A 26,956-nucleotide genomic window follows, 5' to 3' on the forward strand; every position below is an offset into this window, starting at 1 on the left:
CGGCCGGGGGCGGCGGAGTGGAGGGCCCGCCGGGCGCCTGCGGATAGCCGTACTGCGGCGCGGGCGGAGCGGGCGGAGGCGTGCAACTCCCGGGAGGCGGCGGGGTGTTACCGGCCCCACCCGGACCCTGCGGGTAGCCGTACGAGGAAGGCGACGGCGGGGCCGGGGTCGGTGCCGGCGTGGAACTCGCCGGGGGCGGCGGGGTGTTGGGACCGACCGGCCCACCAGGACCGCCGGGGCCTTGCGGGTAGCCGTACGAAGAAGGCGACGGTGCGGGCGTCGGTGCCGGTGCCGGTGCCGGTGCCGGTGCCGGCGCGGAACTCGCCGGGGGCGGCGGGGTGTTGGGGCCAGCCTGCCCACCAGGACCACCAGGCCCCTGCGGGTACCCGTACGAAGAAGGCGACGGCGCGGGCGGTGCGGGTGCCGGTGCCGGTGCCGGTGCCGGTGCCGGTGCCGGCGTGGAACTCGCCGGGGGCGGCGGGGTGTTGGGGCCGACCTGCCCACCAGGTCCACCAGGCCCCTGCGGGTACCCGTACGACGGCGCGGGCGCGGGCGTCTCGTCGAGCGCGCGGGCCACCGCCGTCGGCGGGAGCTGGCTGCCGCCCGAGATCAGAGCGGTCTTCGCGTCGGGCAGGACACCGGGCGGGGGCGTCTCCTCGGCCAGCTGCGGCGAGAACACCGTCTCGGGCAGCGGCACCGACCGGTCCTCCTCGTCACCGACGCCGTTCGTGTCCGTACCGGCCCAGGGCGTCGCCCCCTCGGGCGCGCTCGGCGAAGATGCCGAGGACGCCGCGGGCGCGGGCTCCGCGGCCGGCGTCGCACGGCGGTCGGGGATGCCCAGCTTGTCCGCCGCGTCCTGCAGCCACTGCGGCGGGCTGAGCAGGAACGACGTCTGGTTCAGATCGACCCGCTCCGGGGGCTGCGCCGCCGCGGGCGCCGCGGGCGCGTCCGGCAGGCCGTACTCCTCCTCGTACCGCCGGATCACCTCGCCCACGGGCAGCGAGGGCCACAGCGTCGCCTCGCCGCTGTCACGTGCGATGACGAGCCGCTGGCGGCCGCCGTCGGACACCGGGCCGGTCTCCCGGTCCTCCGCCCACACCACGAAGCCCAGCTCGAACTCGCGCACCCGCACCTCACGGTGCTGGTACGCGGGCACTTCCCCGTTGATCCATTCCTCGGCGCGCTCCTGCGCCTGCGCGAACGTCACCATCGGACCTTCACCCCTCGTCCGAGACCGTCGGGACGGCGCTCGCGAAGCCGCCGTCCACCATCAGGTTCGCCACCGTCTCCAACTCCGGCGGATTACCGGCAAGTCGGGACAGGAACACGTCGAAGTCGTCGCCCGCGGGCAGCAGCAGCCGCTCCACGCGCTCGGCCACCGACCAGCCGGCCGTGTCACCGCCGTCGCGCGCGTCGTCGTAGGCGCAGAACCACACGGACCCGGTCGCCTCGCCGCGCACCTTCACGGCGAGGATCCCGCCCTGCACGAAGCCCACGCCGAGGTAGTCCTTGGTCAGGTGGTCGCGCAGGCACTTGTTGGCGTACACGACGTCGTTGACCGCGGCCTCGTCGCGCACCGTGAAGAACGGCTGGTCGACCAGGAGGCCCAGCTCGGCGTCGAGCGCCGCCCCCACGGGCGCGCACCCGCCGCCCGCCTTCAGGAACGAGCGGTAGGCGCCCGGCAGCCGGTACCCCAAGTCCTCTTCTACACCGAGCACTTGGGCCTCGGTCACCGCCACACCCGACTTGGGCAGACCGAAGTGCGCGGGCCGGGTGTCCTGCAGCGGGCGCGTGCCGCGCTTGTGCTGGTCCACGGCCGTCGTCGCGAGTCCGCCGTGGTGGCGCAGCAACGCCTTCACCTCGACGGGCACCAGCTCCAGGCGGCGCGAGCCGCGGACGTGGTGCCAGGTCCAGCCGTGCGGCGTCGCCACCGAGGGGATCGTGTCCCACAGCTCGTGCCCCGAAGCGGCCAGCGCCGCGTTCGCCGACACGTAGTCCGTCAGCCGCAGCTCGTCGACGCCGAAGCCCTCGGGCGGCTCCGCGATCTCCGCAGCCGCACGCGCGTACGCGGAGAAGTCCGGATAGCCCTCGCCGTCCACCCGCACCCCTCTGGGATGCCTGGCGGCGCGGACCGGATCCGGGAAGTTCACTACCTGCCCGGCATAGGCCGCGTTCGGCGGCGCGGTCTGCTGCCCGAGCCGACCTGTCGTCATGGCGGTTGCCCCCTGCGGCGCTGTCGACGGTTCTGGTGTTCCTTGGTCGTCACAGCCTATGCGGTTGTACGACACCGGTCACCGGCCCTCCGGTTCCATGACCAGCAGTCACCCCCCTGTCACCACCCCGTGACGATCGGGCGTGTCGACGGGTACCGGCTTCCGCACCACCCGCCCCATTTGACAGTCTGTGCAGGCAACCTGGGGGATTGCAGGAGGGGAAGCACCACATGAACACCGGTACCGCAGAGCCATCAGCGCCCACGGACACGACGTCCGGCAATGACCCACGCGTCGGCTGGAGCACCACCGATTCCGCGGACGTCCCGGTGCTGCGCGGGCGCCGCGACGGCATCCTGCCCGCCGTCGCCGCCGCGCTCTCCGTGCGCGGCAGCACACTCACGTCCACCGCGGCCCGAGGCGAACAGACGCCCGCCCTGCACCCGTTGGTACAGGACTTCCTGGACACGCTGACCAGCGCGCAGCGCGACAGGTTCACCGGCCGCTGCGCCGAGACCATCCTCGTCTCGCGCCGGCTCGACGCCGCCGACGCGGAGCGCACCGAGAAGTCCAAGCGCGCCCGGCGCAGACCCATGACCATCAGCGAGGCCCGCAAGGCCCTCAAGCACGCCAAGCTGACCACCCGCCGCATCCGCGAGGACGGCGACCCGCTGCACGGCGGCTTCGCCCGGCCCTGCCGCGCCTGCGCCGCGCTCACCGCCCACTTCGGCGTACACGTCGTCGATCCCACCACCGACACCGCCGAGCACGAGGCCGACCGCTGATGCCCCATCCGCCCTCATCGGACCGCACCTCGACCACCCGCTTCACCGTGGGCGTCGACGCCGCGCTGCGCGCCGCCGGCTGGCAGCCCGGCCGCTGGGACATCAAGCAGGCCGAGTTCTGGGCCGACGCCCTGCGCACCCACGTCTCCCCCGCCGGCCACCGGCACGCCGTCTTCCCGGCGGCCGTCGAGGCCTGGGCGGAGTTCGGCGGCCTCCACCTCACCCCCACCGGACCGGGCCGCCAGATAGCCCCCTCCCAGCCCCACCTCGACCCGCTGCACGGCCTCCACATGGCCCGCACCCTCGGCGACCTCGGTCGCGCTCTCGACACGGAGGTGTGCCCGCTCGGCGCCGAGTCCGGCACCGAGGCACTGCTCGCCATCGACACGGAGGGCCGCGTCTACGCCCTCGACCACAGCGGCGACTGGTACCTCGGCCCCGGCATCGACCAAGCGCTGGAAACGCTGGTCACCGGCGTCCAGCCGATCCGCCTGCAGCCGTCGCCGTAACGCCGCCGCTTCAGCTGTCGGCTGCCGGCCGGTGGGCTTCTCGCGCCGTTCCCCGTGCCCCTGAGACGCGCACGTCGTGCGGCATCTCATCGGGGAAACGCGGAGTGCAGCGCCTGCATGTCAGGGGCGCGGGGAACGGCGCGACCAACCACGACGGCGGCGCACCCGGCAACGACCCCCCAGCGGAGCTACGCCGCGGGCAGCACCGCCGACACCCGATAACCACCCGCATCCGTCGGCCCGGCCACGAACACTCCCCCGAGACCGGCCACCCGCTCCTTCATCCCGATCAGCCCGTTGCCACCCGAGGGAAGACCGGCCGCCGAAGCCGCCGACGGCACCGGCGGCGACTCGTTCTCCACCTGCATCGCCACCTCCGCCCCACGATGCGCGAGGCGCACGTACGTCTTCGCACCCGCCGCGTGCTTGTGCACGTTCGTCAGCGCCTCCTGCACCACCCGGTACGCGGTCTGCTCCACGACCGCGACATACCCGCGCGACTCCCCCTCGACCGTCATCTCCACCACCATCCCGGCCTCCCGGGACTGCCCCACCAACTCGTCCAGATCCGCCAGACACGGACCACCCTCGGTAGCGCCCACCTCCGCCTCGGCACGAGACGCCGCCGCGGCCGCCGCCGCGCCCACCGCCGCCAGCGGCAACGCCCCCTCGCCCCGGCCGCGCTCCGGCACCGGATCACCGGCCCGCAGCACCCCCAGCATCTCCCGCAGCTCCGTGAGCGCCTGCCGGCCCATGTCACCCACCAGCGCCGCGTTGCGCACCGCCTTCTCGGCGTCCTTCCTGGCCACCGCCTGCAACGCCGCCGCATGCACGACCATCAACGACACCCGGTGGGCCACCACGTCGTGCATCTCCCGCGCGATACGGGTGCGCTCCTCGCCCCGCGCCCACTCGGCCCGCTCCTCGGCCCGCTCCGCGAGCAGGGACAGCTCCCGCTCCAACGACTCGTTGCGCTCCTGCAGGCTCTCCATCAGACGGCGCCGCGCACCCACGTACATACCGAGCAGCAACGGCGGCGCCGTCACCCCCAGGGACGTGGTGATCGCGACGAACGGGACGAACCAGCCGCCGATCTGGAACCGGTCGCTGTTCATCATGTCCTGCTGCGCCCGGACCACCGAGACGATCAGCGTCCCCGCGAACGACATCCCCGCCAGCGCCCCGATGATCCGCCGCGGCATCTCCGACGCCGCCAGCGAGTACAGCGCGACGACCGTGAGCATGATGCCCATCTGGGCCGGCGTCACCGCCACCGACACCAGCACCACGGCGATCGGCCAGCGCCGCCGCAGCAGCAGCGTCGCACCGGTCAGCACCCCGAAAACGATCCCTACAGAAGCCGGCAGCCCGGCCTTGTGAGCGAACGGCACCCCTTCGAACGCGCACTCCACGGCGGACGCCGCCGCGAGCCCCACATCCAGCACGGCACTGCGCCGCCGCTCCCACCACCACGGCCCCCCGGCCGCTCGGTGAACTTCCCCCGTCGTGGTCATACCTCCCAGCCTACGGGCGCACCCCGCCCCATTTCCGGCGAGTTTTGGGGACTGGCCTACACCACACCCCGGATTCGAACGAAGCCGAAACCACCGGGTATCACTCGAACTGCTGGCCCCCACGGGTTTCCACCCGGAATGACGACTTCCACCAGAGCCTGTGCCTATGACGCATGCCACAGGCAGGTACGACGACTTCGACTGACCTGCGACCGGATCCAGCTGGAGCCGGGTCGGCGCAAGAAGCACAGCCCGAAGACCACCCGGCTGAACACTTCGGACGGGTACCACGGTTGTCCGGCCGTCTAGGTGCCCGGGGGCGCAGAGTTGTACCGTCGCGTCGAAGGCTCCTGGTACGGCATAGTGGGGGCCACGCTCACCGCTGCCCGAGAGAATCGGACACAGAGCACATGCCATCCCGAGTCGTCTAATGGCAGGACAAATGGTTTTGGTCCATTGAATGAGGGTTCGATTCCTTCCTCGGGAGCGTCACTGCGGGGCCCGGCCGGCGACGGTCGGGCCCCACTCTCATTTCCACGCCAGAACCCCCCGGTATCCTGCGGATGTCCACCCCACGAAGCATCCGAAGCCGAAGGGCACCCCCGTGAGCGCCAATCACCCGGCCGCCGTCGTCGTTCTCGCAGCGGGTGAGGGCACCCGTATGAAGTCGGCCACTCCGAAAGTCCTGCACGACCTCTGCGGCCGCTCGCTGGTCGGTCACGTGCTGGCCGCCGCACGGGAGTTGAACCCCGAACAGCTCGTCGTCGTGGTGGGCCACGAGCGCGAGAAGGTCGCCGCTCACGTGACCGCCGTCGACCCCGGGGCACGTACCGCCGTGCAGGCCGAACAGAACGGCACGGGCCACGCGGTGCGCATGGGCCTCGACGGGCTGTACGCCGACGACACGGACGCCGCTCTCGACGGCACCGTGATCGTCGTGTGCGGGGACACCCCGCTGCTCACCGGCGGGACGCTCCAGGACCTGGCCGCCACGCACACCGCCGACGGGAACGCGGTGACCGTCCTCACCGCCGACGTCCCCGACGCCACCGGCTACGGCCGCATCGTGCGCAACACCGACTCCGGCGCCGTGACCGCGATCGTCGAGCACAAGGACGCCACCGAGGCCCAGCGCGCGATCACCGAGATCAACTCGGGCGTCTTCGCGTTCGACGGCCGCCTGCTGGCCGACGCCCTGAAGAAGGTGCGTACGGACAACAGCCAGGGCGAGGAGTACCTCACCGACGTGCTCGGCATCCTGCGCGAGGCGGGGTACCGGGTCGGCGCCTCCGTGGCCCGGGACCACCGCGAGATCGCCGGGATCAACAACCGCGTACAGCTGGCCCAGGCGGGCCGGATCCTGAACGACCGGCTGCTGGAGCGGGCCATGCTCGACGGGGTGAGCGTCGTCGACCCGACGAGCACCTTCATCGACGTGAGCGTGACCTTCGAGCGGGACGCGACGATCCTGCCCGGCACGCAGCTGCACGGCGCGACCCACCTCGGCGAGGGCGCGGTCGTCGGCCCGAACACCCGCCTGACCGACACGACGGTCGGCGCCGGCGCGCGCGTGGACAACACCGTGGCCGTCAGCGCCGAGATCGGGCCGCAGGCGTCCGTGGGGCCGTTCGCGTACCTGCGCCCCGGCACCCGCCTCGGGCTCAAGTCCAAGGTCGGTACGTACGTCGAGACGAAGAACGCGACGATCGGCGAGGGCACGAAGGTGCCGCACCTGTCCTACGTGGGCGACGCGACGATCGGCGACTTCACCAACATCGGTGCCGCCAGTGTCTTCGTGAACTACGACGGCAAGGACAAGCACCACTCCACGATCGGGTCGCACTGCCGCACCGGTTCGGACAACATGTTTGTGGCGCCTGTCACGGTCGGGGACGGTGCGTACACCGCCGCGGGCTCCGTCATCACGAAGGACGTACCGGCCGGTTCGCTGGCCGTCGCCCGGGGCCAGCAAAGGAATATCGAGGGTTGGGTGGCGCGCAAGCGCCCGGGGAGCGCGGCCGCGAAGGCGGCCGAGGCGACCACGCGGGAGCCGGGCAGCGAGGGCTGACCGGAAACAGGTGCGTCCGACACGGCGTACCGTGATAGATGCTCACGATTCGCCTGGCTCGCTGCTATAGGGACGCGCGGGCAGCTGCGGCGGACGAACTCGTCTGAGGAGACTAGTGCTGTGACCGGGCTTAAGACGCAGGGCGAGAAGAAGATGATGTTCTTCTCTGGCCGCGCCCACCCCGAGCTTGCGGAGGAGATCGCGCACCAGCTCGGTGTCGGGATCGTTCCGACCAAGGCTTTCGATTTCGCCAACGGTGAGATCTATGTCCGCTACCAGGAGTCCGCCCGTGGCGCCGACTGCTTCCTGATCCAGAGCCACACGGCTCCGATCAACAAGTGGATCATGGAGCAGCTGATCATGATCGACGCGCTGAAGCGTGCGTCGGCCCGCTCCATCACCGTCATCGTGCCGTTCTACGGTTACGCGCGGCAGGACAAGAAGCACCGCGGACGTGAACCCATCTCGGCGCGTCTGATCGCGGATCTGATGAAGACCGCGGGCGCCGACCGGATCCTGACGGTCGACCTGCACACCGACCAGATCCAGGGCTTCTTCGACGGTCCGGTGGACCACCTGTTCGCGCTGCCGATCCTGGCGGACTACGTGGGCGCGAAGGTCGACCGCAACAAGCTGACGGTGGTCTCCCCCGACGCCGGCCGGGTGCGCGTCGCCGACCGCTGGTGCGACCGTCTGGGCGCCCCGCTGGCGATCGTGCACAAGCGCCGCGACAAGGACGTGGCCAACCAGGTCACCGTGCACGAGGTCGTCGGTGACGTGAAGGGCCGTGTCTGTGTCCTGGTCGACGACATGATCGACACGGGTGGCACGATCTGCGCCGCCGCGGACGCCCTGTTCGCGCACGGCGCCGAGGACGTCATCGTGACGGCGACGCACGGTGTCCTTTCGGGCCCGGCGGCGGACCGGCTGAAGAACTCGAAGGTCAGTGAGTTCGTCTTCACGAACACGCTGCCGACGCCGAACGAGCTGGAGCTCGACAAGATCACGGTCCTGTCGATCGCCCCGACGATCGCCTCCGCGGTGCGCGAGGTCTTCGAGGACGGTTCGGTCACCAGCCTCTTCGAGGGCGAAGCGTAAAGATCCATTTGGGTGCGGCCTTCCTCTCCGGGTAATCTGTTGAAGTTGCTCGGCGAGGGAGGCCGCACTTTCGTGTGTGGCTGTCCGTTATCGACGCGCTCTTCGTAGCAGGCCGTTCGTGGCCGGGTGACCAGCCCTTTTCAGGGTTTCCCTAGTTCTACGAGGAGTTGAGAGCACATGTCCGAGGTCAAGCTCGCCGCTGAGACCCGTTCCGAGTTCGGCAAGGGCGCCGCCCGCCGCATCCGCCGCGAGAACAAGGTTCCCGGTGTCGTCTACGGTCACGGCGGTGACCCGATCCACGTCACGCTGCCGGGCCACGAGCTCACGCTCGCCCTGCGCACCCCGAACGTCCTGCTGGCCCTCGCCCTCGACGGCAAGACCCAGCTGGCGATCCCGAAGGCCGTGCAGCGCGACCCGCTGAAGGGCTTCCTGGAGCACGTCGACCTGCTCCTCGTGAAGAGCGGCGAGAAGGTCACCGTCGAGCTCCCGGTCCTCACCGAGGGCGAGCTGGCCGCCGGTGCCAACCTGCTCGAGCACGTCCTGAACACGCTGTCGGTCGAGACCGAGGCCACGCACATCCCGGAGTCGGTCACCGTCTCCATCGCGGGCCTCGACGCCGGTGACGCCGTCCACGCCAAGGACATCACGCTGCCGTCCGGCACCACGCTGGCCACCGACGCCGACGCCGTCGTGCTGCAGGTCCTGGCCGCGCAGGCCGAGGAGGCCCCGGCCGACGCCGAGGGTGACGAGGCCGCGGAGGCCTGAGCCTTCGGTCTGTGAGCTGTTGTACGGGGTGGCGGGCACGGCCTGCCACCCCGTACCGCTGTATCCAGGTGTACCTGTACCGACGTCCCGTACGTACGCGCGTGAGGATTGTGCATGTCCGACGACAACGCCCCCTGGCTGATCGCCGGGCTGGGCAACCCCGGTCCCGAGTACGCGATGAACCGGCACAACGTCGGCTTCATGGTGGCCGATCTCCTCGCGCGGCGGATGGGCGCCAAGTTCAAGCGCGCGACCAAGGGGCAGGCCCAACTGGTGGAGGGCCGGATCGGTCCGCCGGGACCTGCGAACCGTCGGGTGATCCTCGCGAAGCCGATGTCGTACATGAACGTCTCGGGCGGCCCGGTGACCGCTCTGCGTGACTTCTACAAGGTGCCCACCGAGCGCATCGTGGCGGTGCACGACGAGTTGGACATCGACTACGGGGTGCTGCGCCTGAAGCTGGGCGGCGGCGACAACGGGCACAACGGTCTGAAGTCGATGACGAAGGCCATGGGGCCGGACTACCACCGGGTGCGGTTCGGCATCGGCAGGCCGCCGGGGCGGATGCAGGTCGCGGACTTCGTCCTGAAGGACTTCTCGTCGGCGGAGCGCAAGGAGCTGGACTACTTCGTGGACCGGGCCGCCGACGCGGTGGAGGCGCTCGTCCTCGAAGGCCTGGAGCGCGCGCAGTCCACGTACAACTCCTGACTCACGGCTCCTGCCCGAACAACTCCTGACCTGTACGGACATACCGGCGGCGGGAGTTGACCGTGCGCCGGGTCATGGCCAAGGATCCCGGCCATGTCTTCTTCGGTGCCGGTCGTCCGGCAGCTCGCGGCGGGGGCGCTCGCCGCGCTGTTGCTGGTCGCCGGCTTCTGGGCGTCGTGGGGCTCGGCCCAGCACGTCATGTTCCCCAAGGGCCGTGAGCGGGGTGAGATGACGGTGGCGCGGTGCACGGACGACTCCTGCACCGGCTCCTTCTCGCCGACCTCCGCCACCGCCGTGCGGCACGCGCGCGTGACGGTCGACCGCTCGATCGGGGAGAAGAAGGGTGCCCGTTTCCCCGTGGTCCTCAAGCCCAGTTCGGTGCGGGCGGTGCGGGCGGGTACCGCCGGGTTCCTGCACGCGTGGGTGCCCTTGGGCGGTGCGCTGCTGCTCGCGTCGGTGGTGATCGCGGGCGGAATGCGCAACCGGCGCCTCGCGTGGATCACGGGAGGCGCCGGTCTCGCGCTGCTGACGGCGGCCTTCGCCGCCCTGAGCCTCTAGGGCCCTCTGGATCAGCCGGTGTTGCGCAGTCCGGCCGCGACGCCGTTCACCGTGAGCAGCAGGGCCCGGCCCAGGGTCGGGTCGGGCTCCTGGCCCGCGGCGGCCGCGTCGCGCTGCCGCTTGAGCAGGGCGACCTGGAGGTAGGAGATCGGGTCGAGGTAGGCGTCGCGGATGGCGAACGTCTGCTTCAACACGGGCTGCGCGGCGAGGAGTTCGCTCTCCTTGGTGATGCGCAGCACCTCGGCCACGGTCAGCTCGTGCTCGGCCTCGATGTCCGCGAAGACGTGCTTGAGGTTGTCCGGTACGAGCGTGTCGACGTAGTGCCTGGCGATCCGCAGGTCGGTCTTGGCGAGGGTCATCTCGACGTTCGAGACGAAGTTCCGGAAGAAGTGCCAGTGCTCGTGCATCTCGTCGAGCATGGTGTCCAGTCCGGCCTCGCGCAGCGCCTTCAGGCCGGAGCCGACGCCGAACCAGCCGGGCACGATCTGCCGCGACTGGGTCCAGCCGAACACCCACGGGATGGCGCGCAGGCCGTCGAGGGAGACGCCGGAGCCGGGGCGGCGGGAGGGCCGCGAGCCCAGGTGCAGGTCGGCGAGCTGGTCGACCGGGGTGGAGGCGAGGAAGTACGTCGGCAGGTCGGGGTCCTCGACCAGCTTGCGGTACGCGGCGTGCGCGGCGTCGCTGACCACGTCCATGGCGGCGTCCCAGCGGGCGAGGGCCTCGTCGGACTGGCGCGGTGCGGTGTGCAGGGCGGAGGCCTGCAGGGTCGCGGCGACGGTCAGTTCGAGGTTCTCCCTGGCCAGCGACGGCACCAGGTACTTGTCGCTGATCACCTCGCCCTGCTCGGTGACCTTGATCTCGCCTTCCAGGGTTCCCCAGGGCTGGGCGAGGATCGCGTCGTGCGAGGGGCCGCCGCCGCGGCCGACGGTGCCGCCGCGGCCGTGGAACAGCCGGAGCCTGACGCCGTGGCGGTGGGCGACGTCGCGCAGGCGGCGCTGCGCCCGGTGGATCTCCCACTGGGACGTCGTGATGCCGCCGAACTTCGAGGAGTCGGAGTAGCCGAGCATGACCTCCTGCACGTCCCCGTTGAGCGCGACCAGGCGCCGGTAGGACGGGTCGGAGAGCATGTCCTCCAGGATCGTGTCGGCGGCCTTGAGCTCGTCCGTCGTCTCCAGGAGGGGCACGATGCCGATCTTCGCCCAGCCCGCGTGCAGGTCGATGAGACCGGCCTCGCGGGCGAGCACGGCGGCGGCGAACACGTCGTCGGCGCCCTGGCACATCGAGATGATGTACGACTCGATGACCTCGGGCCCGAACACGTCGAGCGCCTTGGTGATGGTGTGGAAGACGCCGAGCGTCTTCTCGCCGTCGGCGTCCAGCGGGGCCGGGGTCGGCGCCAGCGGGCGGCGCGAGCGCAGCTCCTTGGCGAGCAGCTTGCCGCGGTACTCGCGGGGCATGTCGCTGTAGCGCCAGGACTCCTCGCCGAGCCGGTCGAAGAGCTGGCCGAGCGCGTGGTGGTGGGCGTCGGCGTGCTCGCGTACGTCCATGGTGGCCAGCTGCAGACCGAACGCGGACAGGGTCCGGATCGTGCGGTTCATCCGGCCTTCGGCGAACAGGCCGCCGCGGTGCTCGCGCAGCGAGGTCTGGATGAGCGTGAGGTCGTGGATCAGTTCGGCGGTGCCGAGGTAGTCACGGCCGTCGACGTGCGGGGTGTTCCTGGCGAGCCGGTCCTTGGTGTTCTCCAGCTTCTGCCGGATCGCGGTGGCCTTGAGCCGGTAGGGCTCCTCGGCGTTGAGCCGCTTGTAGCGGGGGCTGATCTCCGGCAGCCGCTCCAGGTCGCACTGGAGCGAGGTCAGCAGCTCCTCGGTGGCGCCGGTGTAGCGGATGGAGTTCGACAGGAAGCCGCGCAGTTCGTCGATCATGTCGAGCGCGTCGTTGATGCCGTGCTCGTGCTGCAGGATCAGCACGTCCCAGGTCACCTGCGGGGTGACGTTCGGGTTGCCGTCGCGGTCGCCGCCGATCCAGGTGCCGAAGGTGAGCGGGCGGGAGGCCTCGGGGAGGCGGACGCCCACGCGCTCCAGTTCGGCGGTGAGGTCCTCCAGGACGTCGCCGACGGCGCCGGCGTGCAGCTCGTCCAGGTAGTAGATGGCGTTGCGCGACTCGTCGGTGACCTCGGGGCGCACGACACGCAGCTCGTCGGTCTGCCACACCAGGTCGATGTTCTCGGCGAGGCGGGTGTCGTAGCGGCGGCGGTCGGTCTCCAGGACCGGGGTCTCCAGGAGCTCGGCGATCCGGCGCAGCTTGTTCAGGACGCTGCGGCGGGCGGCCTCGGTGGGGTGGGCGGTGAAGACCGGGCGGACGTTGAGGTGCTCGACCGTCTCGCGCAGGTGGTCCGGGTCCGCGTCCTTGAGGCGGTCGGCGGTGCGGGCCAGCAGGCCGCCCTCGGCGGCGCGCATGGCGCGCAGCTCGCGGCCACGGTGCACCTGCTCCGTGACGTTGGCCAGGTGGAAGTAGGTGGAGAAGGCGCGGACCAGCTTGGCGGCCGTGTCCAGCTCGGTGCCGCGCAGCAGCTCGGCGGCGGCTTCGCCGTCCTCGCGCGTCAGGCGGCGGACCTTCTCGACGAGGTCGAGGAGCTCGGGCCCCTCCTGGCGGACGAGGGTCTCGCCCAGCAGATCGCCGAGGCGGCGGATGTCGGCGCGCAGCTCGGGGCTGCTGCTCGTCGCAGCGGTCTGTTCGTCGGCACTGCTCACAGGTGCGGCTCCTTGCAGTGGTGAAGCTCGTCTGGGAGGGGAAGTCCCCGGGAACCGGGTAGTAGACCCGGGTGGAGATTCAGAGCGGACCGCGCTGTCCGACCGTTTCCAAGGATATGTGCCCGCGCTCGCAGCACTGCTCGGGGCCTCGTACAGCCCGGCTACGCGCTGCCATACTTACGACGCCGTAGGTTACGGAACCGTAGGTGAGCACCTCCGCGGATCTCCGTGGATCTCCTGACCCGTCACAGACCCTCTCAACCCTCGACTTCCACAGGGGACATCCCATGGCCATCAGTTCCGATGTGATCGACGACGCCCCGCAGGAGGCGTCCGGCCCGTCCGCGCCGCTGCCATCGGCGACTCTGGGCGGTGAGCAGAAGGGGTCGCTGGAGCAGATCACCCTGCTGCTGTTCATCGCCGTACCGTTCCTGGCCCTGGTCGCGGCGGTGCCGCTGGCCTGGGGCTGGGGGGTGAGCTGGCTCGACCTCGGCCTGCTCGTCTTCTTCTACTACCTCGGCTGTCACGGCATCACGATCGGCTTCCACCGGTACTTCACGCACGGCTCGTTCAAGGCCAAGCGCCCGTTGCGGATCGCGCTCGCCGTCGCGGGTTCGATGGCCGTGGAGGGCCCTCTCGTGCGCTGGGTCGCCGACCACCGCAAGCACCACAAGTTCTCCGACGCGGAGGGTGACCCGCACTCGCCGTGGCGCTACGGGGAGACCGTGCCGGCCCTGATGAAGGGCCTGTGGTGGGCGCACATGGCCTGGATGTTCGACGAGGAGCAGACGCCGCAGGAGAAGTACGCGCCGGATCTGATCAAGGACCCGGCGATCCGGGCGATCTCGCGCCAGTTCGTCTTCTGGACGCTGCTGTCCCTCGCGCTGCCCGCGCTGATCGGCGGCCTGGCGACGATGTCGTGGTGGGGCGCGTTCACGGGCTTCTTCTGGGGCTCGCTGGTGCGCGTGGCGCTGCTGCACCACGTCACGTGGTCGATCAACTCGATCTGTCACGCGGTCGGCAAGCGTCCCTTCAAGTCCCGTGACCGGTCCGGCAACGTGTGGTGGCTGGCGGTGCTGTCCTGCGGGGAGTCCTGGCACAACCTGCACCACGCCGACCCGACGTCGGCGCGGCACGGGGTGATGCGCGGGCAGGTCGACTCCTCCGCGCGCCTGATCCGCTGGTTCGAGCAGTTCGGCTGGGCGCACGACGTGCGCTGGCCGTCGAAGGACCGCATTGCCTCCCGCCGCAAGTCCGAGGGCGCCGGACCGGCATGATGGACAGCGTGGCGACCGACTCAAGCACCCCGAGCAGCGACCGGCCAGACAACAAACAGCGACGTGCGCGCCGCACCCGTATGACGGGAGCGGAGCGACGTCAGCAACTGCTCGACGTGGGTCGCACGCTGTTCGCCGCCAAGGGTTTCGAGGCCACGTCGGTGGAGGAGATCGCGGCGAAGGCCGGGGTCTCCAAGCCGGTGGTCTACGAGCACTTCGGCGGCAAGGAGGGCCTGTACGCGGTCGTCGTCGACCGGGAGATGCGCCAGCTCCTCGGCATGGTCACCGGCTCGCTGACGGCGGGCCACCCGCGCGAACTGCTGGAGCAGGCCGCGTTCGCGCTCCTCGACTACATCGAGGAGTACACCGACGGTTTCCGCATCCTGGTGCGGGACTCCCCCATCCCGCAGTCCACGGGTTCCTTCGCCTCGCTGATCTCGGACATCGCCACGCAGGTGGAGGACATCCTGGGCCGCGAGTTCAAGGGCCGCGGCTTCGACTCGAAGCTCGCGCCGCTGTACGCGCAGGCGCTGGTCGGGATGGTCGCCCTGACGGGCCAGTGGTGGCTGGACGCCCGTAAGCCCAAGAAGGCGGAGGTCGCCGCGCACCTGGTCAATCTGGCCTGGCACGGCCTCGACGGCCTCGAACCGAAGCCCCGTCTCATAGGGCACCGCAAGAGTTAGCCCGAGCCCGCGCCCCTGAGCACCCGCTTCGGGGGCGCGGGGCTCGGTCCCGACGGCTCCAGGAATTCGAGCCGGTTGCCGACGGGGTCGGTGCTGTAGAAGCGCCGGTGCCCCGGCAGGCTGTCGTCCCAGGTGACGTCGGCGCCGTGCTCCGTGAGCCGCCGTGCGAACGCCTCGATGTCCCGTACGCGCAGCCCCGGGTGGGCCTTTCGCGCGGGCCGGAAGGGCTCTTCGGTCCCCAGGTGCAGCCGTGCGCCCCCGGCCTCGAACCAGCAGCCGCCGCGCGCCGCGAGCACGGGCGGCTTGGCGGTCTCGGTCATGCCGAGTACGTCGACGTAGAAGCCGCGCAGGGCCGGTTCGCTGCCCGGGGGCGCGGCGAGCTGGACGTGGTCGAGGGCGGCGATCACGCGGGCTTCGCCGCCACCACGAAGAGCCGGCGGAACGGCAGCACCGTGCCGTGCGCGGTCGCCGGGTACGCCTCCCGCAGCAGGTCCCGGTAGGCGGTCACGAACGCGTCCCGCTCCTGCGGGTCGTCCGCGAGGGCGGTGAGCACGGGCCGCAGGCCGGTTCCCTTCACCCAGTCCAGAACGGGGTCGGCGCCCTGCAACAGGTGCAGGTACGTCGTCTCCCAGGCGTCCACCGTGCAGCCGAGGTCCGCGAGGCGTTCCAGGTAGGCGGCGGGCTCCAGCACGGGCGACGGGCGCCGCAGCACTCCGTCGAGCCTGTCCTTCCACCGCGCGGAGGCGGCGAGTTCGCGCATCAGGGCGTGGCTGGGTGCCGCGAAGTTGCCCGGCACCTGGAAGGCGAGCGTGCCGCCGGGGGCGAGCGCGTCCAGCCAGCGCGGGAAGGCGTCGGCGTGGCCGGGGACCCATTGCAGCGTCGCGTTCGAGGCGATCAGGTCGTACGTCTCGGTGGGCGTCCAGCGCGTCATGTCGGCGGGCGCGAAGTCGATGCGGCCGCCGCCCGCGGTGGGCCCGGCGTGTTCCGCGGCCCGCTCCAGCATCTCGGGCGAGTTGTCGTACCCGGTGATGGTGGCGTCGGGCCAGCGCTCGGCGAGCAGCGTCGTGACGTTGCCCGGGCCGCAGCCCAGGTCGGCGATGCGGGGGGCCTGGTGGGGCAGGGCGGGGACGCGGGCGAGCAGGTCCCGGTAGGGGCGGCCGCGGTGGTCGGCGTGGCGGAGGTACTGCTGCGGGTCCCAGGTGGGCGGGGGCGTCGTCGTCATGGTTCCAGGATCGCCACGACAGTATCTCGATGTCAAGAAAGTCGATATCAAGAGACTTCATGTCGACACACCCCCTACACTGATCGTCATGGAGGACGAGGTCGACCGTCTGGTCGCAGCGTGGCGCCGGGAGCGCCCCGACCTCGACGTGGAGCCCCTTGAGGTGCTCAGTCGGGTCAGCAGGCTGGCGCGCCATCTCGACCGTGCCCGCCGTCTCGCGTTCTCCGAGCACCAGCTGGAGCCGTGGGAGTTCGACGTCCTGACGTCACTGCGCCGCGCGGGCGCCCCGTACCAGCTCTCTCCCGGGCAGTTGCTCACGCAGACCCTGGTCACGTCCGGCACGATGACCAACCGCATCGACCGCCTCACCAAGAAGGGCCTCGTCGAGCGCCTCCCGGACCCCAGCGACCGCCGTGGCGTCCTGGTCCGCCTCACCGGCGAGGGCCGGGACCGCGCGGACCAGGCCCTCGCGGGGCTGCTCGCGCAGGAGCGGGCGATCCTGGCGGAGCTCTCCCGAGGGGACCGGGCCGAACTGGCGTCCCTGCTCCGCCAGCTGACGGCCCCGTTCGACAACATCCCCGGCTGACCGGCACCCCGGCGTCGTCGCCGACCGAAGCCCGGCGGGGCTTCCCGCGCAGTTCCCCGCGCCCCTAAGACATGCGCTGCGCGCAGCCTTCCCTCCGGCGCGCCCCTGGGCGAGCGAAGCTCGCTTCAGGGGCGCGGGGAACTGCGCGAGAAGCCCCACGGTCCGTCGAACAGCAACGAGCCTCGCGAGGCAGACGCGGATCTGTCCAGGGGCGCGAGGAACTGCGCGAGAAGCCCCACCGGTCCATCGAATAGCAACGAGCCTCGCGAGGCAGACGCGGATCTGTCCAGGGGCGCGAGGAACTGCGCGACCAGCCCCCACCGGCCGTCAGCCGACAACGAGACCGGTCCTTCCAGGGGCGCGGGGAACTGCGCGACCAGCCCCCACGGTCCGTCGGACAGCAACGAGCCCCCCGCGAGGCAGACGCCGATCTGTTCAGGGGCGCGGGGAACCGGGCGAGAAGCCCGGGGGCCGGTCAGCTGGCGGCCTCGAGGTCCACGGGCCCCACCCCCGCCCGCCGCGCAAGCGCAACCGCGGCCAGCGTCGAGTGCACCCCGAGCTTGCCCAGCACGTTCTGCATGTGCGTGCGGACGGTGTGCGGCGACAGGAACAGCCGCTCGGCGACCGCCTTGCGCCCGAGCCCGGCGACCATGCAGCGCAGCACCTCACGCTCCCGCGGTGTCAGTGATTCCACCAGCCGCTCCGACTCCGTGCGGTGCTTGCGCGCCGCGGTCAGCTCCCGCAGCACGCCGGTCAGCAGCGCCGGAGGCAGATGCGTCTCGTCGCGCAGCACGCCCCGGATGACGTTCAACAGGCGGGACAGGGAACAGTCCTTGGCGACCCAGCCGGAGGCACCGGCCTGCAGGGCGAGCGCCGCCCGGCGCGGATCGTCCCGCTCGGCGAGCACCACCGTACGGACCGCGGGCTGGCCCGAACGGACGCCCGCCACCAGCGAGATGCCGTCCACGAGCCCTTCCTGCGCGGGACCGTCGGGTACGACGGTGGGCGGGCGCATGCCCTGCATCGACGCCGCGCCCAGGTCGGCGTCGACGAGCAGCACATCGAATCTGCGCCCCTCGGCGGCCGCCCGGTCGAGGCAGCGCAGGGCGGCCGGACCGCTGCCCGCGGCCGACACGTCGACGTCAGGCTCGGCGGCGAGCGCCGCGGCCAGTGACTCGGCGAAGATGCGATGGTCGTCGACGACCAGAACCCGGATACGAACCACGTGACAACCCCCAGTGGTCGGAGGACGGACCAACGCAGGTACGGCGCCCGGAGAGACGGGTCACCGCAGCCGCACGGCCGCCGCCGCGCTCTGACTGCTACCCCCACTCCGGGCGTCGTACCCGGCTGTCTCGCCCCCTGATCAACACCGGCCCCCACCGGTGTTGTCCTCAGAGTAGGGCTGTGGGCCCCGGGGGGAAGGCAATTCACAGAACTGGTTACTCGTTGACCGACGGGCGACTGTCCAGCGCGTTTATGGTGAGGCACATGTTTCGCATTGAGACAGAAGTCGACAAAGAGCGCGGACTTCTGCTCCAGTCCCTGCTCCAGGACACGAACACGGCGGCCTCCCCCGCGCTGCGCCACCTGCGCGGCACCCCCGCCGAGCGCGAAACCCCGCTCCAGGTCTGGGCGTGGGAGCGGGACGGCGCCCTGGCCGCCGGACTCGACGCGCACACCTGGGCGACCTGGCTGCACGTGAACCTGCTCTGGGTCGCGGACCGGCACCGCGGCGCGGGTCTCGGCTCCCGGCTGCTCGCGGAGGCGGAGCGCACGGCCCGCGAGGAGCGCGGCTGCGTCAAGTCCCGCGTGGAGACGTGGGACTTCCAGGCCCCGGGCTTCTACCGGCAGCACGGCTACGACGTCGTCGCGGTCGTCCCCGACTACCCGCCCGGGGTCAAGGAGTTCACCCTCACCAAGCGTCTGGTCTGAGTCAGCTCTCGCGGCGGGCGCCCGCCGAGGGCACCGCGGGGAACACCCGCGGCGCCGCGTACCCGGCCGCCTCGAAGGCGGCGAGGACCGACTTGGTGACGGCGTCCGCGTCGGCGTTCTCCACCAGCACGATCGCCGAGCCGCCGAAGCCGCCGCCGGTCATCCGGGCGCCGATGGCGCCGGCGGCGGTGGCCGTGTCGACGACGAGGTCCAGCTCCGGGCAGGAGATGCGCAGGTCGTCGCGGAGCGAGCGGTGGCCCTGGCCGAGGACCGGGCCGATCGACCGTACGTCGCCGGCGTCGAGGAGGGCGATGACCTGCTCCACGCGGTGGTCGTCGGTGACGATGTGGCGCACGTAGCGGACGACCTTCTCGTCCACCTGCGCCTGCTCCAACGTCGCGAGCGCGGCGTCGAGTTCGTCGTAGGCGACGTCGCGCAGGTGCGAGACGCCGAGGACGCGCGCGCCCTCCTCGCAGCCCGCGCGCCGCTCCGCGTACGCGCCGTCACCCAGCTCGTGCTTGACGCGGGTGTCGACGACGAGGAGTTCGAGTCCCTGTGCCGCGAGGTCGAAGGGGACCTGGCGGGTCGACAGGTCCCGGCAGTCCAGGTGCAGCGCGTGGCCCTCGGTCGAGCAGGCCGACGCCATCTGGTCCATCACGCCGCACGGGACGCCGACGAAGACGTTCTCGGCGCGCTGGGCGAGGACCGCCAGCCGCGGCCGGTCCAGGCCGAGGGCGAAGAGCTCGTTGAGCGCGTACGCGGTCACGACCTCCAGGGCCGCCGAGGACGACAGGCCCGCGCCGGTCGGCACCGTGGACGCCAGGTGGATGTCGGCGCCGGTGATCTCGTGGCCCGCGTCGCGCAGCGCCCAGACCACACCGGCGGGGTACGCCGCCCAGCCGCCCTGTCCGTACTTCGACAGGGGCGTCAGCTCGTCGACCCGCAGTTCGGTGATCGGGGCGTCGATGTCGGCGGAGTGCAGGCGCAGCACCCCGTCCGTCCGCTTGGCCACCGCGGCGACCGCGGTGTGCGGCAGCGCGAGCGGCATGACGAAGCCCTCGTTGAAGTCGGTGTACTCCCCGATGAGGTTGACGCGGCCGGGAGCCGCCCACACTCCGGCGGGCTCGTACCCGTACAACTCACTGAACTGCGCGGCGACGGACATCAGTTGACAGCCCCTACTTCTCCTGGCGGGCCTGGGCGAACTGCCAGGCGTCGGCGACGATTCCCGCGAGGTCCGCGCGGGACGGGTTCCAGCCGAGGCGCTCGTGCGCGGTGGCGGCGGAGGCCACGAGGACCGCCGGGTCGCCGCCGCGGCGCGGGGCGACGACCTCGGGGATCGGGTGCCCGGTGACCTGGCGGACGGTCTCGATGACCTCGCGCACGGAGAAGCCGTTGCCGTTGCCGAGGTTGCAGATGAGGTGCTCGGCGGGGCGGGCGGCCTCGACGGCGAGGAGGTGGGCCTCGGCCAGGTCGGCGACGTGGATGTAGTCGCGGATGCAGGTGCCGTCGGGCGTCGGGTAGTCGTCGCCGTAGACCGAGATGGCGTCGCGGCGGCCCTGGGCGACCTGGAGGACGAGCGGGATGAGGTGCGACTCGGGGTCGTGCCGCTCGCCGCAACTGCCGTACGCGCCCGCCACGTTGAAGTAGCGCAGCGAGACGGCGGCCAGGCCGTGGGCCGCGGCCTCGCCGGTGATCATGTGGTCGACGGCGAGCTTCGAGGCGCCGTAGGGGGAGGTCGGCGCGGTCGGGTCGGTCTCGGTGATCGGGGTGCCCACCGGCTCGCCGTAGGTGGCCGCGGTCGAGGAGAAGACGAGCTTCCTGACGCCCGCCGAGCGCATGGCGGCCAGCAGCGCCATCGTCCCGCCGACGTTGTTGTCCCAGTACTTCTCGGGCTTCACGACGGACTCGCCGACCTGCGAGAACGCGGCGAAGTGCAACACGGCGTCGAAGGAGGGGTCCAGCCACTTGGCCGCGTCGCGGATGTCGCCCTCGACGAAGTCCGCGCCCGCGGGCACGCCCTCCCTGAAGCCCGTGGAGAGATTGTCGAGGACGGTGACGTCGTGGTCCGCCTCGATCAGGTGCTGAGCGACGACGCTGCCGACGTATCCCGCACCACCCGTGACCAGGTACTTGCCCATTACTTGCTCGCTACCTCTCGCAGTCGCTCGGCCGCGGTCTCCGGCGGCACGTCGTTGATGAACACGCTCATGCCGGATTCGGAACCCGCGAGGAACTTCAGCTTGCCGGAAGTACGGCGGATGGTGAAAAGCTCCAGATGGAGCGCGAAGTCGTCGCGGTTGACGCCCTCGAACTCGTCCAGCGGGCCGAACGGCGCCTGGTGCCAGGCGGCGATGTACGGCGTCGCCGGCTGGTCCTCGCCGAAGATCCGGTCGAAGCGCCTCAGCAGTTCCAGATAGATCTTGGGGAACTCCGTGCGCGCCGCGTCGTCGAGCCCGAGCAGGTCGGGGACCTGCCGCTTGGGGTAGAGGTGCACCTCGTACGGCCAGTGCGCGGCGTACGGGACGAAAGCCACCCAGTGCTCGCCGTCGAGGACGATCCGCGACCCGTCCTCCACCTCCTTCTCCACCACATCGGCGAAGAGGTTGCGCCCGCCGGTCTGCTGCTTGTGCTCGGCGGCGGAGCGCAGCATGAGCGCGGTGCGCGGGGTGACGAAGGGGTAGCCGTAGATCTGGCCGTGCGGGTGGCCGAGGGTCACGCCGATCTCGGCGCCCCGGTTCTCGAAGCAGAAGACCTGCTCGACGGAGTCCAGGTTCGACAGCTCGGCGGTCCGGTCGGTCCACGCGTCGAGCACCAGGCCGGCCTGTTCCTCGCTCAGGTCGGCGAAGGACTTGTCGTGGTCGGAGGTGAAGCACACGACCTCGCACCGGCCGGCGTCACCGGCGAGCGAGGGGAAGCGGTTCTCGAAGACCACGACGTCGTAGGAGGAGTCGGGGACCTCGCTCAGCCGCTCTCCCTCGGACGGGCACAGCGGGCACTCGTCGGCCGGCGGGTGGTAGGTGCGCCCCTGCCGGTGGGAGGCGATCGCCACGGCGTCGCCGAGGAGGGGGTCGCGGCGGACCTCCGAGGTGGTGACGGTGCGGTCGAGAGGGCGGCGGTCGACCGCGTCCCGGACGACGTCGTCGCGCGAGTCGTAGTAGATGAGCTCACGACCGTCGGCGAGCCGGGTCGACGTCTTCTTCACGTCCGATGCTCCTCATCGAGCCAAACCAACAACCAAACAGAACCGAACACAACAAAGCATAAGGCAACAGAGACGTCAAGGGAACGGATCGGAGCCGTCTGTGCGCTTTCTGTGCCTCAGCGGGGGTTTCCCGAGAGCCCTCGATCACAATCAAACAAAGAACATCATGCGAACTGTTCACTTATTGAAGACTCAGGCGTAGGTTCCGGACTGATTCAGTTCGCGCAACGAAGCGAGTTCCCATGCAGTCCCCCACACTCTCAGCCACGACAACCCTGGCCGCAGGGCTACGGTTGCCGACCAACGGCCTGGACTACGCGATTCTGGCGATCTACTTCGTCGTCGTCCTCGGCATCGGCTTCGCGGCCCGCCGCTCGGTGAAGACCAGCCTCGACTTCTTCCTGTCCGGGCGTTCGCTGCCCGCGTGGGTCACGGGTCTCGCGTTCGTCGCCGCCAACCTGGGCGCCACCGAGATCCTCGGCATGGCAGCGACCGGCGCGCAGTACGGCGTCGCCGTCGTCCACTGGTACTGGATCGGCGCCATCCCGGCCATGGTCTTCCTCGGCCTGGTCATGATGCCGTTCTACTACCGCTCGAAGGTGCGCTCGGTCCCGGAGTTCCTGCTCCAGAGGTTCGACAAGTCGGCCCATCTGCTCAGTTCGGTCCTGTTCGCCTTCGCGGCGATATTGATCGCGGGCGTGAACCTCTACGCCCTGTCGATCGTCGTCGAGGCGCTGCTCGGCTGGCCGCAGTGGGTGGCCATCGTGGTCGCGGGCCTGTTCGTCCTCGCGTACATCACCATCGGCGGTCTGTCGTCGGCGATCTACAACGAGGTCCTGCAGTTCTTCGTGATCCTCGCCGCGCTGATCCCGATCTGCATCATCGGCCTCAAGCGCGTCGGCGGCTGGGGCGGCATGACCGACTCCCTGAAGTCGCAGCACGGCGAGAACTTCATGTCGGCATGGGGCGGCACCGGCATCGGTGACGCCAACCCGCTCGGCGCGAACTGGCTCACGATCATCGTCGGCCTGGGCTTCGTCCTCGGCTTCGGCTACTGGACCACGAACTTCGCCGAGGTCCAGCGCGCCCTGTCGGCCAAGAACCTCTCCGCCGCCCAGCGCACCCCGCTCATCGCCTCGTTCCCGAAGCTCCTCATCGTCTTCCTGGTGATGATCCCGGGCATGGTCGCCGCGGTGCTCGTCCCGAAGATCGGCGGCGCCGGCTCGGACCTCACCTACAACGACGCGATCCCGTACCTGATGCAGGAACTGCTCCCGAACGGTGTCCTCGGCATCGCGGTGACCGGCCTGCTCGCCGCCTTCATGGCGGGCATGGCGGCGAACGTCTCGTCCTTCAACACGGTCTTCACCTACGACATCTGGGCGAAGTACGTCAAGACGGACAAGCCCGACGGGTACTACCTGAAGTTCGGCCGGGCGATCACCGCGATCGGCGTCGTCCTGTCCATCGGCACGGCGTTCATCGCCTCGTCGTTCTCGAACATCATGGGCTACCTCCAGACGCTGTTCTCCTTCTTCAACGTCCCGATGTTCGTGGTCTTCATCATCGGCATGTTCTGGAAGCGCGCCTCCATGAAGTCGGGCGTCTGGGGCCTGGCCGCGGGCACCACTGCCGCGATGCTCAACTACTTCTGGATCTACAAGCAGGGTGTCATCGACATCCCGACCGACCAGGGCGCCAACTTCGTCTCGGCGATCGTCGGCTTCGTGGCCGGTGCGGTGGTCATGGTCGTGGTCACGCTCTTCACCGCTCCCAAGCCGGAGGCGGAGCTGGCAGGGCTGGTGTACGGCACGACGGCCCCGGGCCTGGAGGAGGAGCCCGCCAAGGGCGACGACGCCTGGTACCGCAAGCCGGCGCTGCTCGGCTGGGGCGCCGTCGTCCTCGCCGCGCTCTGCTACCTCCCCTACTCCCTCTGATCGGAGGCTCGACCCACCATGTCTGAACTCCAGAACGAAGTCTCCGAGTTGGAGCGCAAGTCCGCGACCGCGGCACGGCTCTTCGACATCCGGCGCATCATCGGCGGCCTGTTCGTGCTGTACGGCGTGATCGTCACGATCGCCGGCATCACGGCCTCCGACGCCGACCTCAAGAAGGCCGAGAACATCAACATCAACCTGTGGACGGGCCTCGGCATGCTCGCCCTCGGCCTGTTCTTCCTGGTCTGGCTGAAGCTGCGTCCGACGGCGCCGCCGACGCCGGACGAGTCGGAGTAACCGGCACGGCGAGGGCCGGAGCACGTCGTCCACGGACGGCGGGCCCCGGCCCTTTTCGCCGCCCGCGCACGCTCCCCGCACGCACGCAAAAAGTCCCACCCCGCCTGAGCGGGATGGGACTTCTGCTTCTGGAGCGCCGGGCAGGCCTTGCACCTGCATTTCCCCGCAGGAAGCGGGGCGTCTTTCCTTGGACCACCAACGCACGGCCGTCCACCGCGTGTTGCGGTGACGAGCACAAGATCGACTATAGCTCAGGACTCCGGTTCGGGCGAGTCCGGCAGCACGTCCGAGGCTCCCTGCGGCGTGACCACCGGTCCCGCCCGGTCGAGCAGACCCGTGCGGGCCGCCAGTGCCGCCGCCTCCAGCCGGGACCCGACGCCCAGTTTCATCAGCACCCGCTGGACGTGCGTACGGGCCGTCGAGGGGGCGATGCCCATGCCGGCCGCGATCAGCCGCGTGTCCTCGCCGTCCGCGACCCGGACCAGGACCTCGACCTCGCGCGGAGTCAGCATCTGGAGCAGCCGCTGCCCCTCGTCGTCGGGCTGGGCCACGGGGTTCAGGAGCTCGCTGAAGGCGCCCTGGAGCAGCGCCGGGGCCACCGCCGCCTCGCCCGCCCGCGCCTTCATCAGGGCGCGCTCGACCCCTTCGATGCGCTCGTCGTGGCGTACGTAACCGGAGGCGCCGGCCGCGAAGGCCGCGGCGATGCCGCGCGGGGACGGGACCGGGCCGAGGACCACCACCGCCACCTGCGGGCGCTCGCGCTTGATGCGGACCACCGGGTCGAACGTGCCCGGTTCGGCCGGGGTCGCGGTACCGATGAGGCAGACCTCCGGCGCCCGGGAGATGACGAGTTCGGCGGCGCCCGCGGCGGGCGCGGCCGCGGCGAGCACCCGGTGCCCGCGCAGCTTCAGGGCCGAGGCCAGCGCCTCGGCGAGCAAGCGGTGGTCGTCGACCACCATGAGCCGGACACCCATCGATCCAACCCCCCAGTTCGCCCCGCGCGTCGCCGCGGACCCACGGACCCCCCATGGACGAGCGAGCCCCCCGACTCCCCGTCCTCCTTCATCCCCCGGAAGCTACACGCTTGTTCGACGTTGCGCGCCCCCTACCGGTGAGAAGCGGCCCTGAATGCTGAATTCCCCGCCTTTCAGGTGTGATGGGCTGTATTGGCGCGCGGGGACGACGACGGCCCCGCTCCCTGTGCGGGGAGCGGGGCCGCGGGTCGGCCGACGGGCGGTCGGGGCGTGCTTCGTCAGCGCGCGATCGTCAGTGCGCGACGAACCCGATGGCCGTGTAGCCCTTCTCGTCCTTCGAGTACGGCGGGCTGATCAGACCCTTGCCGAAGTACAACCGGCCGTCGGAGTAGCGCAGTTCGGAGCCGGAGTTGCCCGGGACCATGCTGCTGATCGCGCTCGTGACGGGCTCGGTGGCCGGGGTCTCCAGGAGCGTCGTCTGCTTCATGCCCTTGGGGTCGATGCTGACGACCTGGGCGCCCTTGTCGTAGGGGCCGTCCTTGTACGCGAGGATGTTCCCGCCGTCCATGCGGAACGGGAAGATCTCGTACTCGCCGCCGTCCGCCCGGTCGCCCGTGCTCTTGCCGGTCTTCAGGTCGAACGAGACGATCTCGTTGGTCATCCCGACGTCGCCGCCCGCGTCGTGCTGACGGGTGGCCAGGTAGACCCGGCCGTTGCCGACGACGATCTTCGAGCAGCCCTCGATCCTGCCGACCTCGCAGTCGAAGTCGTACTTCTCGTCGTCGATGGCGATCTTCGTGACGAGCTTGCCGTTCGCGTCGAGCGAGAAGATGTCGGAGACGGTGCCCGCCGAGTTGTCGCCCGCGCCGACGCCGAAGACGACCGGGTTCGTGGACAGGACCTTCGCGTTGTCCACGCCGGTGGCGAGCTTGTACGACCACTTCGGCCGGCCGGTCTTCGGGTCCAGGAGCTGGACCTCGTACTTCTCGTTGCCGTAGTCGCCGCACTTGCGCACCGCGACCAGCTGCTCGCCGCCGTGGTAGCCGACGTCCTCGCAGTCGCCCTCCTGCGGCTGCCACAGGATCTTGCCGGTCCTGACGTCGAAGGCCGCGCCGCCGCGCAGCCCGCCGCCGGCCGCCAACGTGTCGCCGGAGAAGGAGAGTTCCTCGAACGTGCGGGCCTGGTCGCCCGAGCCGATGCTCTTCGTCCAGAGCTTCTTGCCGGTGTTCACGTCGAAGACCGTGATCTGGCTGCACGTCTGGTGGCGGCCGTCCTTGGGCCGCTTGGCGTCCTCGCTGACGACGGCCGCCAGCGCGTCCTTGGTGACGTCGTTCGACGCTCCGCAGGTCTGGCCGGACAGCGGCAGCGTCCAGGTCTCCTTGCCGGTCGCCGGGTCGTGGCCGACGATCTCGTCGACGCCCGCCTTGGCGTACGTCTTGTCGGTCAGCCAGGAGCCCACGACGCTGTCGACCTGGTCCTTGGCGACCTGCGGCTGGGGCAGCTGGAAGGCGATGCTCGCCGAGGTGTTGGCCGGGACCTTCTCCTGGCCGCCCCCGCCGAACCCGGTGCCGTCCTTGCCCTGGCCGCCGCCGTCCTTCTTGCCGTCGGCGGAGGTGTTCTTGTCGCCACCGTCGCCGTCACCGGAGGAGTTCGCGTAGAAGATGCCGCCGCCGACGATCAGGGCGATCACCACGACGGCCGCGGTGACGATCCACACGATGGGCGAGACACCGCCCCGGCCGCCGCCCGCGCCGCCGCCGCCGGGCGCGGGCATCGGAGCGGTGGGCGGCTGCGGGTAGCCGTACTGGGGCTGCTGCTGCCCGTACGGCTGCTGACCGTACGCGGGCGTGGGCGGCTGCTGCGGCTGCTGGC

24 protein-coding genes, 1 tRNA gene and 1 pseudogene are annotated in these 26,956 nt (G+C 70.7%); 14 read left to right on the forward strand and 12 right to left on the reverse strand.

What is annotated here, in order from left to right; translation table 11 throughout:
* Positions 1-1,210: pseudogene (locus G3I40_RS07810) on the reverse strand (hypothetical protein); the annotation flags it as partial.
* A gap of 7 nt (positions 1,211-1,217) precedes the next feature.
* On the reverse strand, positions 1,218-2,213 hold the full coding sequence (locus tag G3I40_RS07815) for an SMI1/KNR4 family protein (RefSeq protein ID WP_164301427.1): 996 nt from the start codon (positions 2,211-2,213) through the stop codon (positions 1,218-1,220).
* Positions 2,214-2,443: 230 nt separating this feature from the next.
* Here G3I40_RS07815 and G3I40_RS07820 point away from each other — a divergent pair, with 230 nt between their 5' ends.
* Positions 2,444-2,998 carry a YwqJ-related putative deaminase gene (locus G3I40_RS07820; RefSeq protein WP_164301428.1) on the forward strand — a complete coding sequence of 185 codons (555 nt, stop codon included), beginning with the start codon at positions 2,444-2,446 and terminating at the stop codon, positions 2,996-2,998.
* On the forward strand, positions 2,998-3,507 hold the full coding sequence (locus G3I40_RS07825; protein ID WP_164301429.1) for an SUKH-3 domain-containing protein: 510 nt from the start codon (positions 2,998-3,000) through the stop codon (positions 3,505-3,507). The genes G3I40_RS07820 and G3I40_RS07825 overlap by 1 nt, the downstream gene beginning before the upstream one ends.
* A gap of 188 nt (positions 3,508-3,695) precedes the next feature.
* On the opposite strand, the gene G3I40_RS07830 is transcribed toward G3I40_RS07825, so the two are convergent.
* A complete protein-coding gene (locus G3I40_RS07830) occupies positions 3,696-5,021 on the reverse strand; it encodes a histidine kinase (protein WP_164301430.1) in 1,326 nt (441 codons plus the stop codon).
* Between the two features lie 416 nt (positions 5,022-5,437).
* Here G3I40_RS07830 and G3I40_RS07835 point away from each other — a divergent pair.
* The 6 genes from G3I40_RS07835 to G3I40_RS07860 all read left to right on the forward strand — a co-directional run bounded on the left by G3I40_RS07835 (position 5,438) and on the right by G3I40_RS07860 (position 10,218).
* Positions 5,438-5,508: transfer RNA gene (locus G3I40_RS07835), tRNA-Gln, on the forward strand.
* Positions 5,509-5,625: 117 nt separating this feature from the next.
* Positions 5,626-7,089 carry a bifunctional UDP-N-acetylglucosamine diphosphorylase/glucosamine-1-phosphate N-acetyltransferase GlmU gene (gene glmU, locus G3I40_RS07840; protein ID WP_164301431.1) on the forward strand — a complete coding sequence of 488 codons (1,464 nt, stop codon included), beginning with the start codon at positions 5,626-5,628 and terminating at the stop codon, positions 7,087-7,089.
* Between the two features lie 120 nt (positions 7,090-7,209).
* Entirely contained in the window at positions 7,210-8,187 is a 978-nt protein-coding gene (locus G3I40_RS07845; protein ID WP_164301432.1) for a ribose-phosphate diphosphokinase, read from the forward strand.
* A 177-nt stretch (positions 8,188-8,364) separates the two neighbouring features.
* Positions 8,365-8,952 carry a 50S ribosomal protein L25/general stress protein Ctc gene (locus G3I40_RS07850; protein ID WP_164301433.1) on the forward strand — a complete coding sequence of 196 codons (588 nt, stop codon included), beginning with the start codon at positions 8,365-8,367 and terminating at the stop codon, positions 8,950-8,952.
* A 114-nt stretch (positions 8,953-9,066) separates the two neighbouring features.
* A complete protein-coding gene (gene pth / locus G3I40_RS07855; RefSeq protein ID WP_164301434.1) occupies positions 9,067-9,660 on the forward strand; it encodes an aminoacyl-tRNA hydrolase in 594 nt (197 codons plus the stop codon).
* A 93-nt stretch (positions 9,661-9,753) separates the two neighbouring features.
* Positions 9,754-10,218, forward strand: a complete 465-nt coding sequence (locus G3I40_RS07860) for a hypothetical protein (RefSeq protein WP_164301435.1) — start codon at positions 9,754-9,756, stop codon at positions 10,216-10,218.
* An 11-nt stretch (positions 10,219-10,229) separates the two neighbouring features.
* On the opposite strand, the gene ppc is transcribed toward G3I40_RS07860, so the two are convergent.
* Positions 10,230-12,968, reverse strand: a complete 2,739-nt coding sequence (ppc, locus tag G3I40_RS07865) for a phosphoenolpyruvate carboxylase (RefSeq protein ID WP_164301436.1) — start codon at positions 12,966-12,968, stop codon at positions 10,230-10,232.
* Positions 12,969-13,255: 287 nt separating this feature from the next.
* On the opposite strand from ppc, the gene G3I40_RS07870 reads away from it, so the two are divergent.
* Both G3I40_RS07870 and G3I40_RS07875 read left to right on the forward strand, forming a co-directional pair.
* Positions 13,256-14,245, forward strand: a complete 990-nt coding sequence (locus G3I40_RS07870; protein ID WP_164301437.1) for a fatty acid desaturase — start codon at positions 13,256-13,258, stop codon at positions 14,243-14,245.
* Positions 14,242-14,928 carry a TetR/AcrR family transcriptional regulator gene (locus tag G3I40_RS07875; RefSeq protein ID WP_164301438.1) on the forward strand — a complete coding sequence of 229 codons (687 nt, stop codon included), beginning with the start codon at positions 14,242-14,244 and terminating at the stop codon, positions 14,926-14,928. Before G3I40_RS07870 ends, G3I40_RS07875 begins: the two co-directional genes overlap by 4 nt.
* Here the strand turns inward: G3I40_RS07875 and G3I40_RS07880 are convergent.
* Both G3I40_RS07880 and G3I40_RS07885 read right to left on the reverse strand, forming a co-directional pair.
* Complete coding sequence (locus G3I40_RS07880; RefSeq protein ID WP_164301439.1) at positions 14,925-15,335, reverse strand: VOC family protein; 411 nt, start codon at positions 15,333-15,335, stop codon at positions 14,925-14,927. The genes G3I40_RS07875 and G3I40_RS07880 overlap by 4 nt on opposite strands.
* The gene (locus tag G3I40_RS07885) at positions 15,332-16,150 is read right to left on the reverse strand and encodes a trans-aconitate 2-methyltransferase (RefSeq protein ID WP_164301440.1); all 819 of its coding nucleotides are present in this window, start codon (positions 16,148-16,150) and stop codon (positions 15,332-15,334) included. Before G3I40_RS07885 ends, G3I40_RS07880 begins: the two co-directional genes overlap by 4 nt.
* Before the next feature lie 88 nt (positions 16,151-16,238).
* On the opposite strand from G3I40_RS07885, the gene G3I40_RS07890 reads away from it, so the two are divergent.
* On the forward strand, positions 16,239-16,736 hold the full coding sequence (locus G3I40_RS07890; RefSeq protein WP_164301441.1) for a MarR family transcriptional regulator: 498 nt from the start codon (positions 16,239-16,241) through the stop codon (positions 16,734-16,736).
* A gap of 475 nt (positions 16,737-17,211) precedes the next feature.
* Here G3I40_RS07890 and G3I40_RS07895 read toward each other — a convergent pair whose 3' ends face one another.
* Positions 17,212-17,961 carry a response regulator transcription factor gene (locus tag G3I40_RS07895; RefSeq protein ID WP_164301442.1) on the reverse strand — a complete coding sequence of 250 codons (750 nt, stop codon included), beginning with the start codon at positions 17,959-17,961 and terminating at the stop codon, positions 17,212-17,214.
* Positions 17,962-18,215: 254 nt separating this feature from the next.
* Here G3I40_RS07895 and G3I40_RS07900 point away from each other — a divergent pair, with 254 nt between their 5' ends.
* Positions 18,216-18,671 carry a GNAT family N-acetyltransferase gene (locus tag G3I40_RS07900; RefSeq protein WP_164301443.1) on the forward strand — a complete coding sequence of 152 codons (456 nt, stop codon included), beginning with the start codon at positions 18,216-18,218 and terminating at the stop codon, positions 18,669-18,671.
* Between the two features lies 1 nt (position 18,672).
* On the opposite strand, the gene galK is transcribed toward G3I40_RS07900, so the two are convergent.
* Genes galK through galT form a run of 3 tightly spaced genes read right to left on the reverse strand, consistent with a single transcriptional unit; the run spans position 18,673 to position 21,876 of the window.
* Positions 18,673-19,836, reverse strand: coding sequence for a galactokinase (gene galK, locus G3I40_RS07905; protein WP_164301444.1), 1,164 nt, complete (start codon positions 19,834-19,836; stop codon positions 18,673-18,675).
* A 13-nt stretch (positions 19,837-19,849) separates the two neighbouring features.
* On the reverse strand, positions 19,850-20,812 hold the full coding sequence (galE, locus tag G3I40_RS07910) for a UDP-glucose 4-epimerase GalE (protein ID WP_164301445.1): 963 nt from the start codon (positions 20,810-20,812) through the stop codon (positions 19,850-19,852).
* Positions 20,812-21,876 carry a galactose-1-phosphate uridylyltransferase gene (gene galT, locus G3I40_RS07915; protein ID WP_164301446.1) on the reverse strand — a complete coding sequence of 355 codons (1,065 nt, stop codon included), beginning with the start codon at positions 21,874-21,876 and terminating at the stop codon, positions 20,812-20,814. The genes galE and galT overlap by 1 nt, the downstream gene beginning before the upstream one ends.
* A gap of 242 nt (positions 21,877-22,118) precedes the next feature.
* On the opposite strand from galT, the gene G3I40_RS07920 reads away from it, so the two are divergent.
* Together G3I40_RS07920 and G3I40_RS07925 are read left to right on the forward strand one after the other, a co-directional pair.
* Entirely contained in the window at positions 22,119-23,813 is a 1,695-nt protein-coding gene (locus G3I40_RS07920) for a sodium:solute symporter family protein (RefSeq protein ID WP_164301447.1), read from the forward strand.
* Positions 23,814-23,831: 18 nt separating this feature from the next.
* The gene (locus G3I40_RS07925; RefSeq protein ID WP_164301448.1) at positions 23,832-24,110 is read left to right on the forward strand and encodes a hypothetical protein; all 279 of its coding nucleotides are present in this window, start codon (positions 23,832-23,834) and stop codon (positions 24,108-24,110) included.
* Between the two features lie 251 nt (positions 24,111-24,361).
* Here the strand turns inward: G3I40_RS07925 and G3I40_RS07930 are convergent, their stop codons facing one another.
* Entirely contained in the window at positions 24,362-25,084 is a 723-nt protein-coding gene (locus tag G3I40_RS07930) for a LuxR C-terminal-related transcriptional regulator (RefSeq protein WP_164301449.1), read from the reverse strand.
* A gap of 292 nt (positions 25,085-25,376) precedes the next feature.
* Positions 25,377-26,956, reverse strand: a 1,580-nt coding sequence (locus G3I40_RS07935; RefSeq protein ID WP_343244853.1) for a PQQ-binding-like beta-propeller repeat protein, incomplete at its 5' end; no start/stop codon positions are given.

Source organism: Streptomyces sp. SID14478, from assembly GCF_010548525.1.
Classification (GTDB): Bacteria; Actinomycetota; Actinomycetes; order Streptomycetales; family Streptomycetaceae; genus Streptomyces.

Coding starts and splice junctions, on each gene's coding strand:
- G3I40_RS07815 (WP_164301427.1), bottom strand. CDS start 2,213: ATGACGACAGGTCGGCTCGGGCAGCAGACCGCGCCGCCGAACGCGGCC.
- G3I40_RS07820 (WP_164301428.1), top strand. CDS start 2,444: ATGAACACCGGTACCGCAGAGCCATCAGCGCCCACGGACACGACGTCC.
- G3I40_RS07825 (WP_164301429.1), top strand. CDS start 2,998: ATGCCCCATCCGCCCTCATCGGACCGCACCTCGACCACCCGCTTCACC.
- G3I40_RS07830 (WP_164301430.1), bottom strand. CDS start 5,021: ATGACCACGACGGGGGAAGTTCACCGAGCGGCCGGGGGGCCGTGGTGG.
- G3I40_RS07850 (WP_164301433.1), top strand. CDS start 8,365: ATGTCCGAGGTCAAGCTCGCCGCTGAGACCCGTTCCGAGTTCGGCAAG.
- pth (WP_164301434.1), top strand. CDS start 9,067: ATGTCCGACGACAACGCCCCCTGGCTGATCGCCGGGCTGGGCAACCCC.
- G3I40_RS07860 (WP_164301435.1), top strand. CDS start 9,754: ATGTCTTCTTCGGTGCCGGTCGTCCGGCAGCTCGCGGCGGGGGCGCTC.
- G3I40_RS07870 (WP_164301437.1), top strand. CDS start 13,256: ATGGCCATCAGTTCCGATGTGATCGACGACGCCCCGCAGGAGGCGTCC.
- G3I40_RS07875 (WP_164301438.1), top strand. CDS start 14,242: ATGATGGACAGCGTGGCGACCGACTCAAGCACCCCGAGCAGCGACCGG.
- G3I40_RS07885 (WP_164301440.1), bottom strand. CDS start 16,150: ATGACGACGACGCCCCCGCCCACCTGGGACCCGCAGCAGTACCTCCGC.
- G3I40_RS07890 (WP_164301441.1), top strand. CDS start 16,239: ATGGAGGACGAGGTCGACCGTCTGGTCGCAGCGTGGCGCCGGGAGCGC.
- G3I40_RS07900 (WP_164301443.1), top strand. CDS start 18,216: ATGGTGAGGCACATGTTTCGCATTGAGACAGAAGTCGACAAAGAGCGC.
- galK (WP_164301444.1), bottom strand. CDS start 19,836: ATGTCCGTCGCCGCGCAGTTCAGTGAGTTGTACGGGTACGAGCCCGCC.
- galE (WP_164301445.1), bottom strand. CDS start 20,812: ATGGGCAAGTACCTGGTCACGGGTGGTGCGGGATACGTCGGCAGCGTC.
- G3I40_RS07920 (WP_164301447.1), top strand. CDS start 22,119: ATGCAGTCCCCCACACTCTCAGCCACGACAACCCTGGCCGCAGGGCTA.
- G3I40_RS07925 (WP_164301448.1), top strand. CDS start 23,832: ATGTCTGAACTCCAGAACGAAGTCTCCGAGTTGGAGCGCAAGTCCGCG.
- G3I40_RS07930 (WP_164301449.1), bottom strand. CDS start 25,084: ATGGGTGTCCGGCTCATGGTGGTCGACGACCACCGCTTGCTCGCCGAG.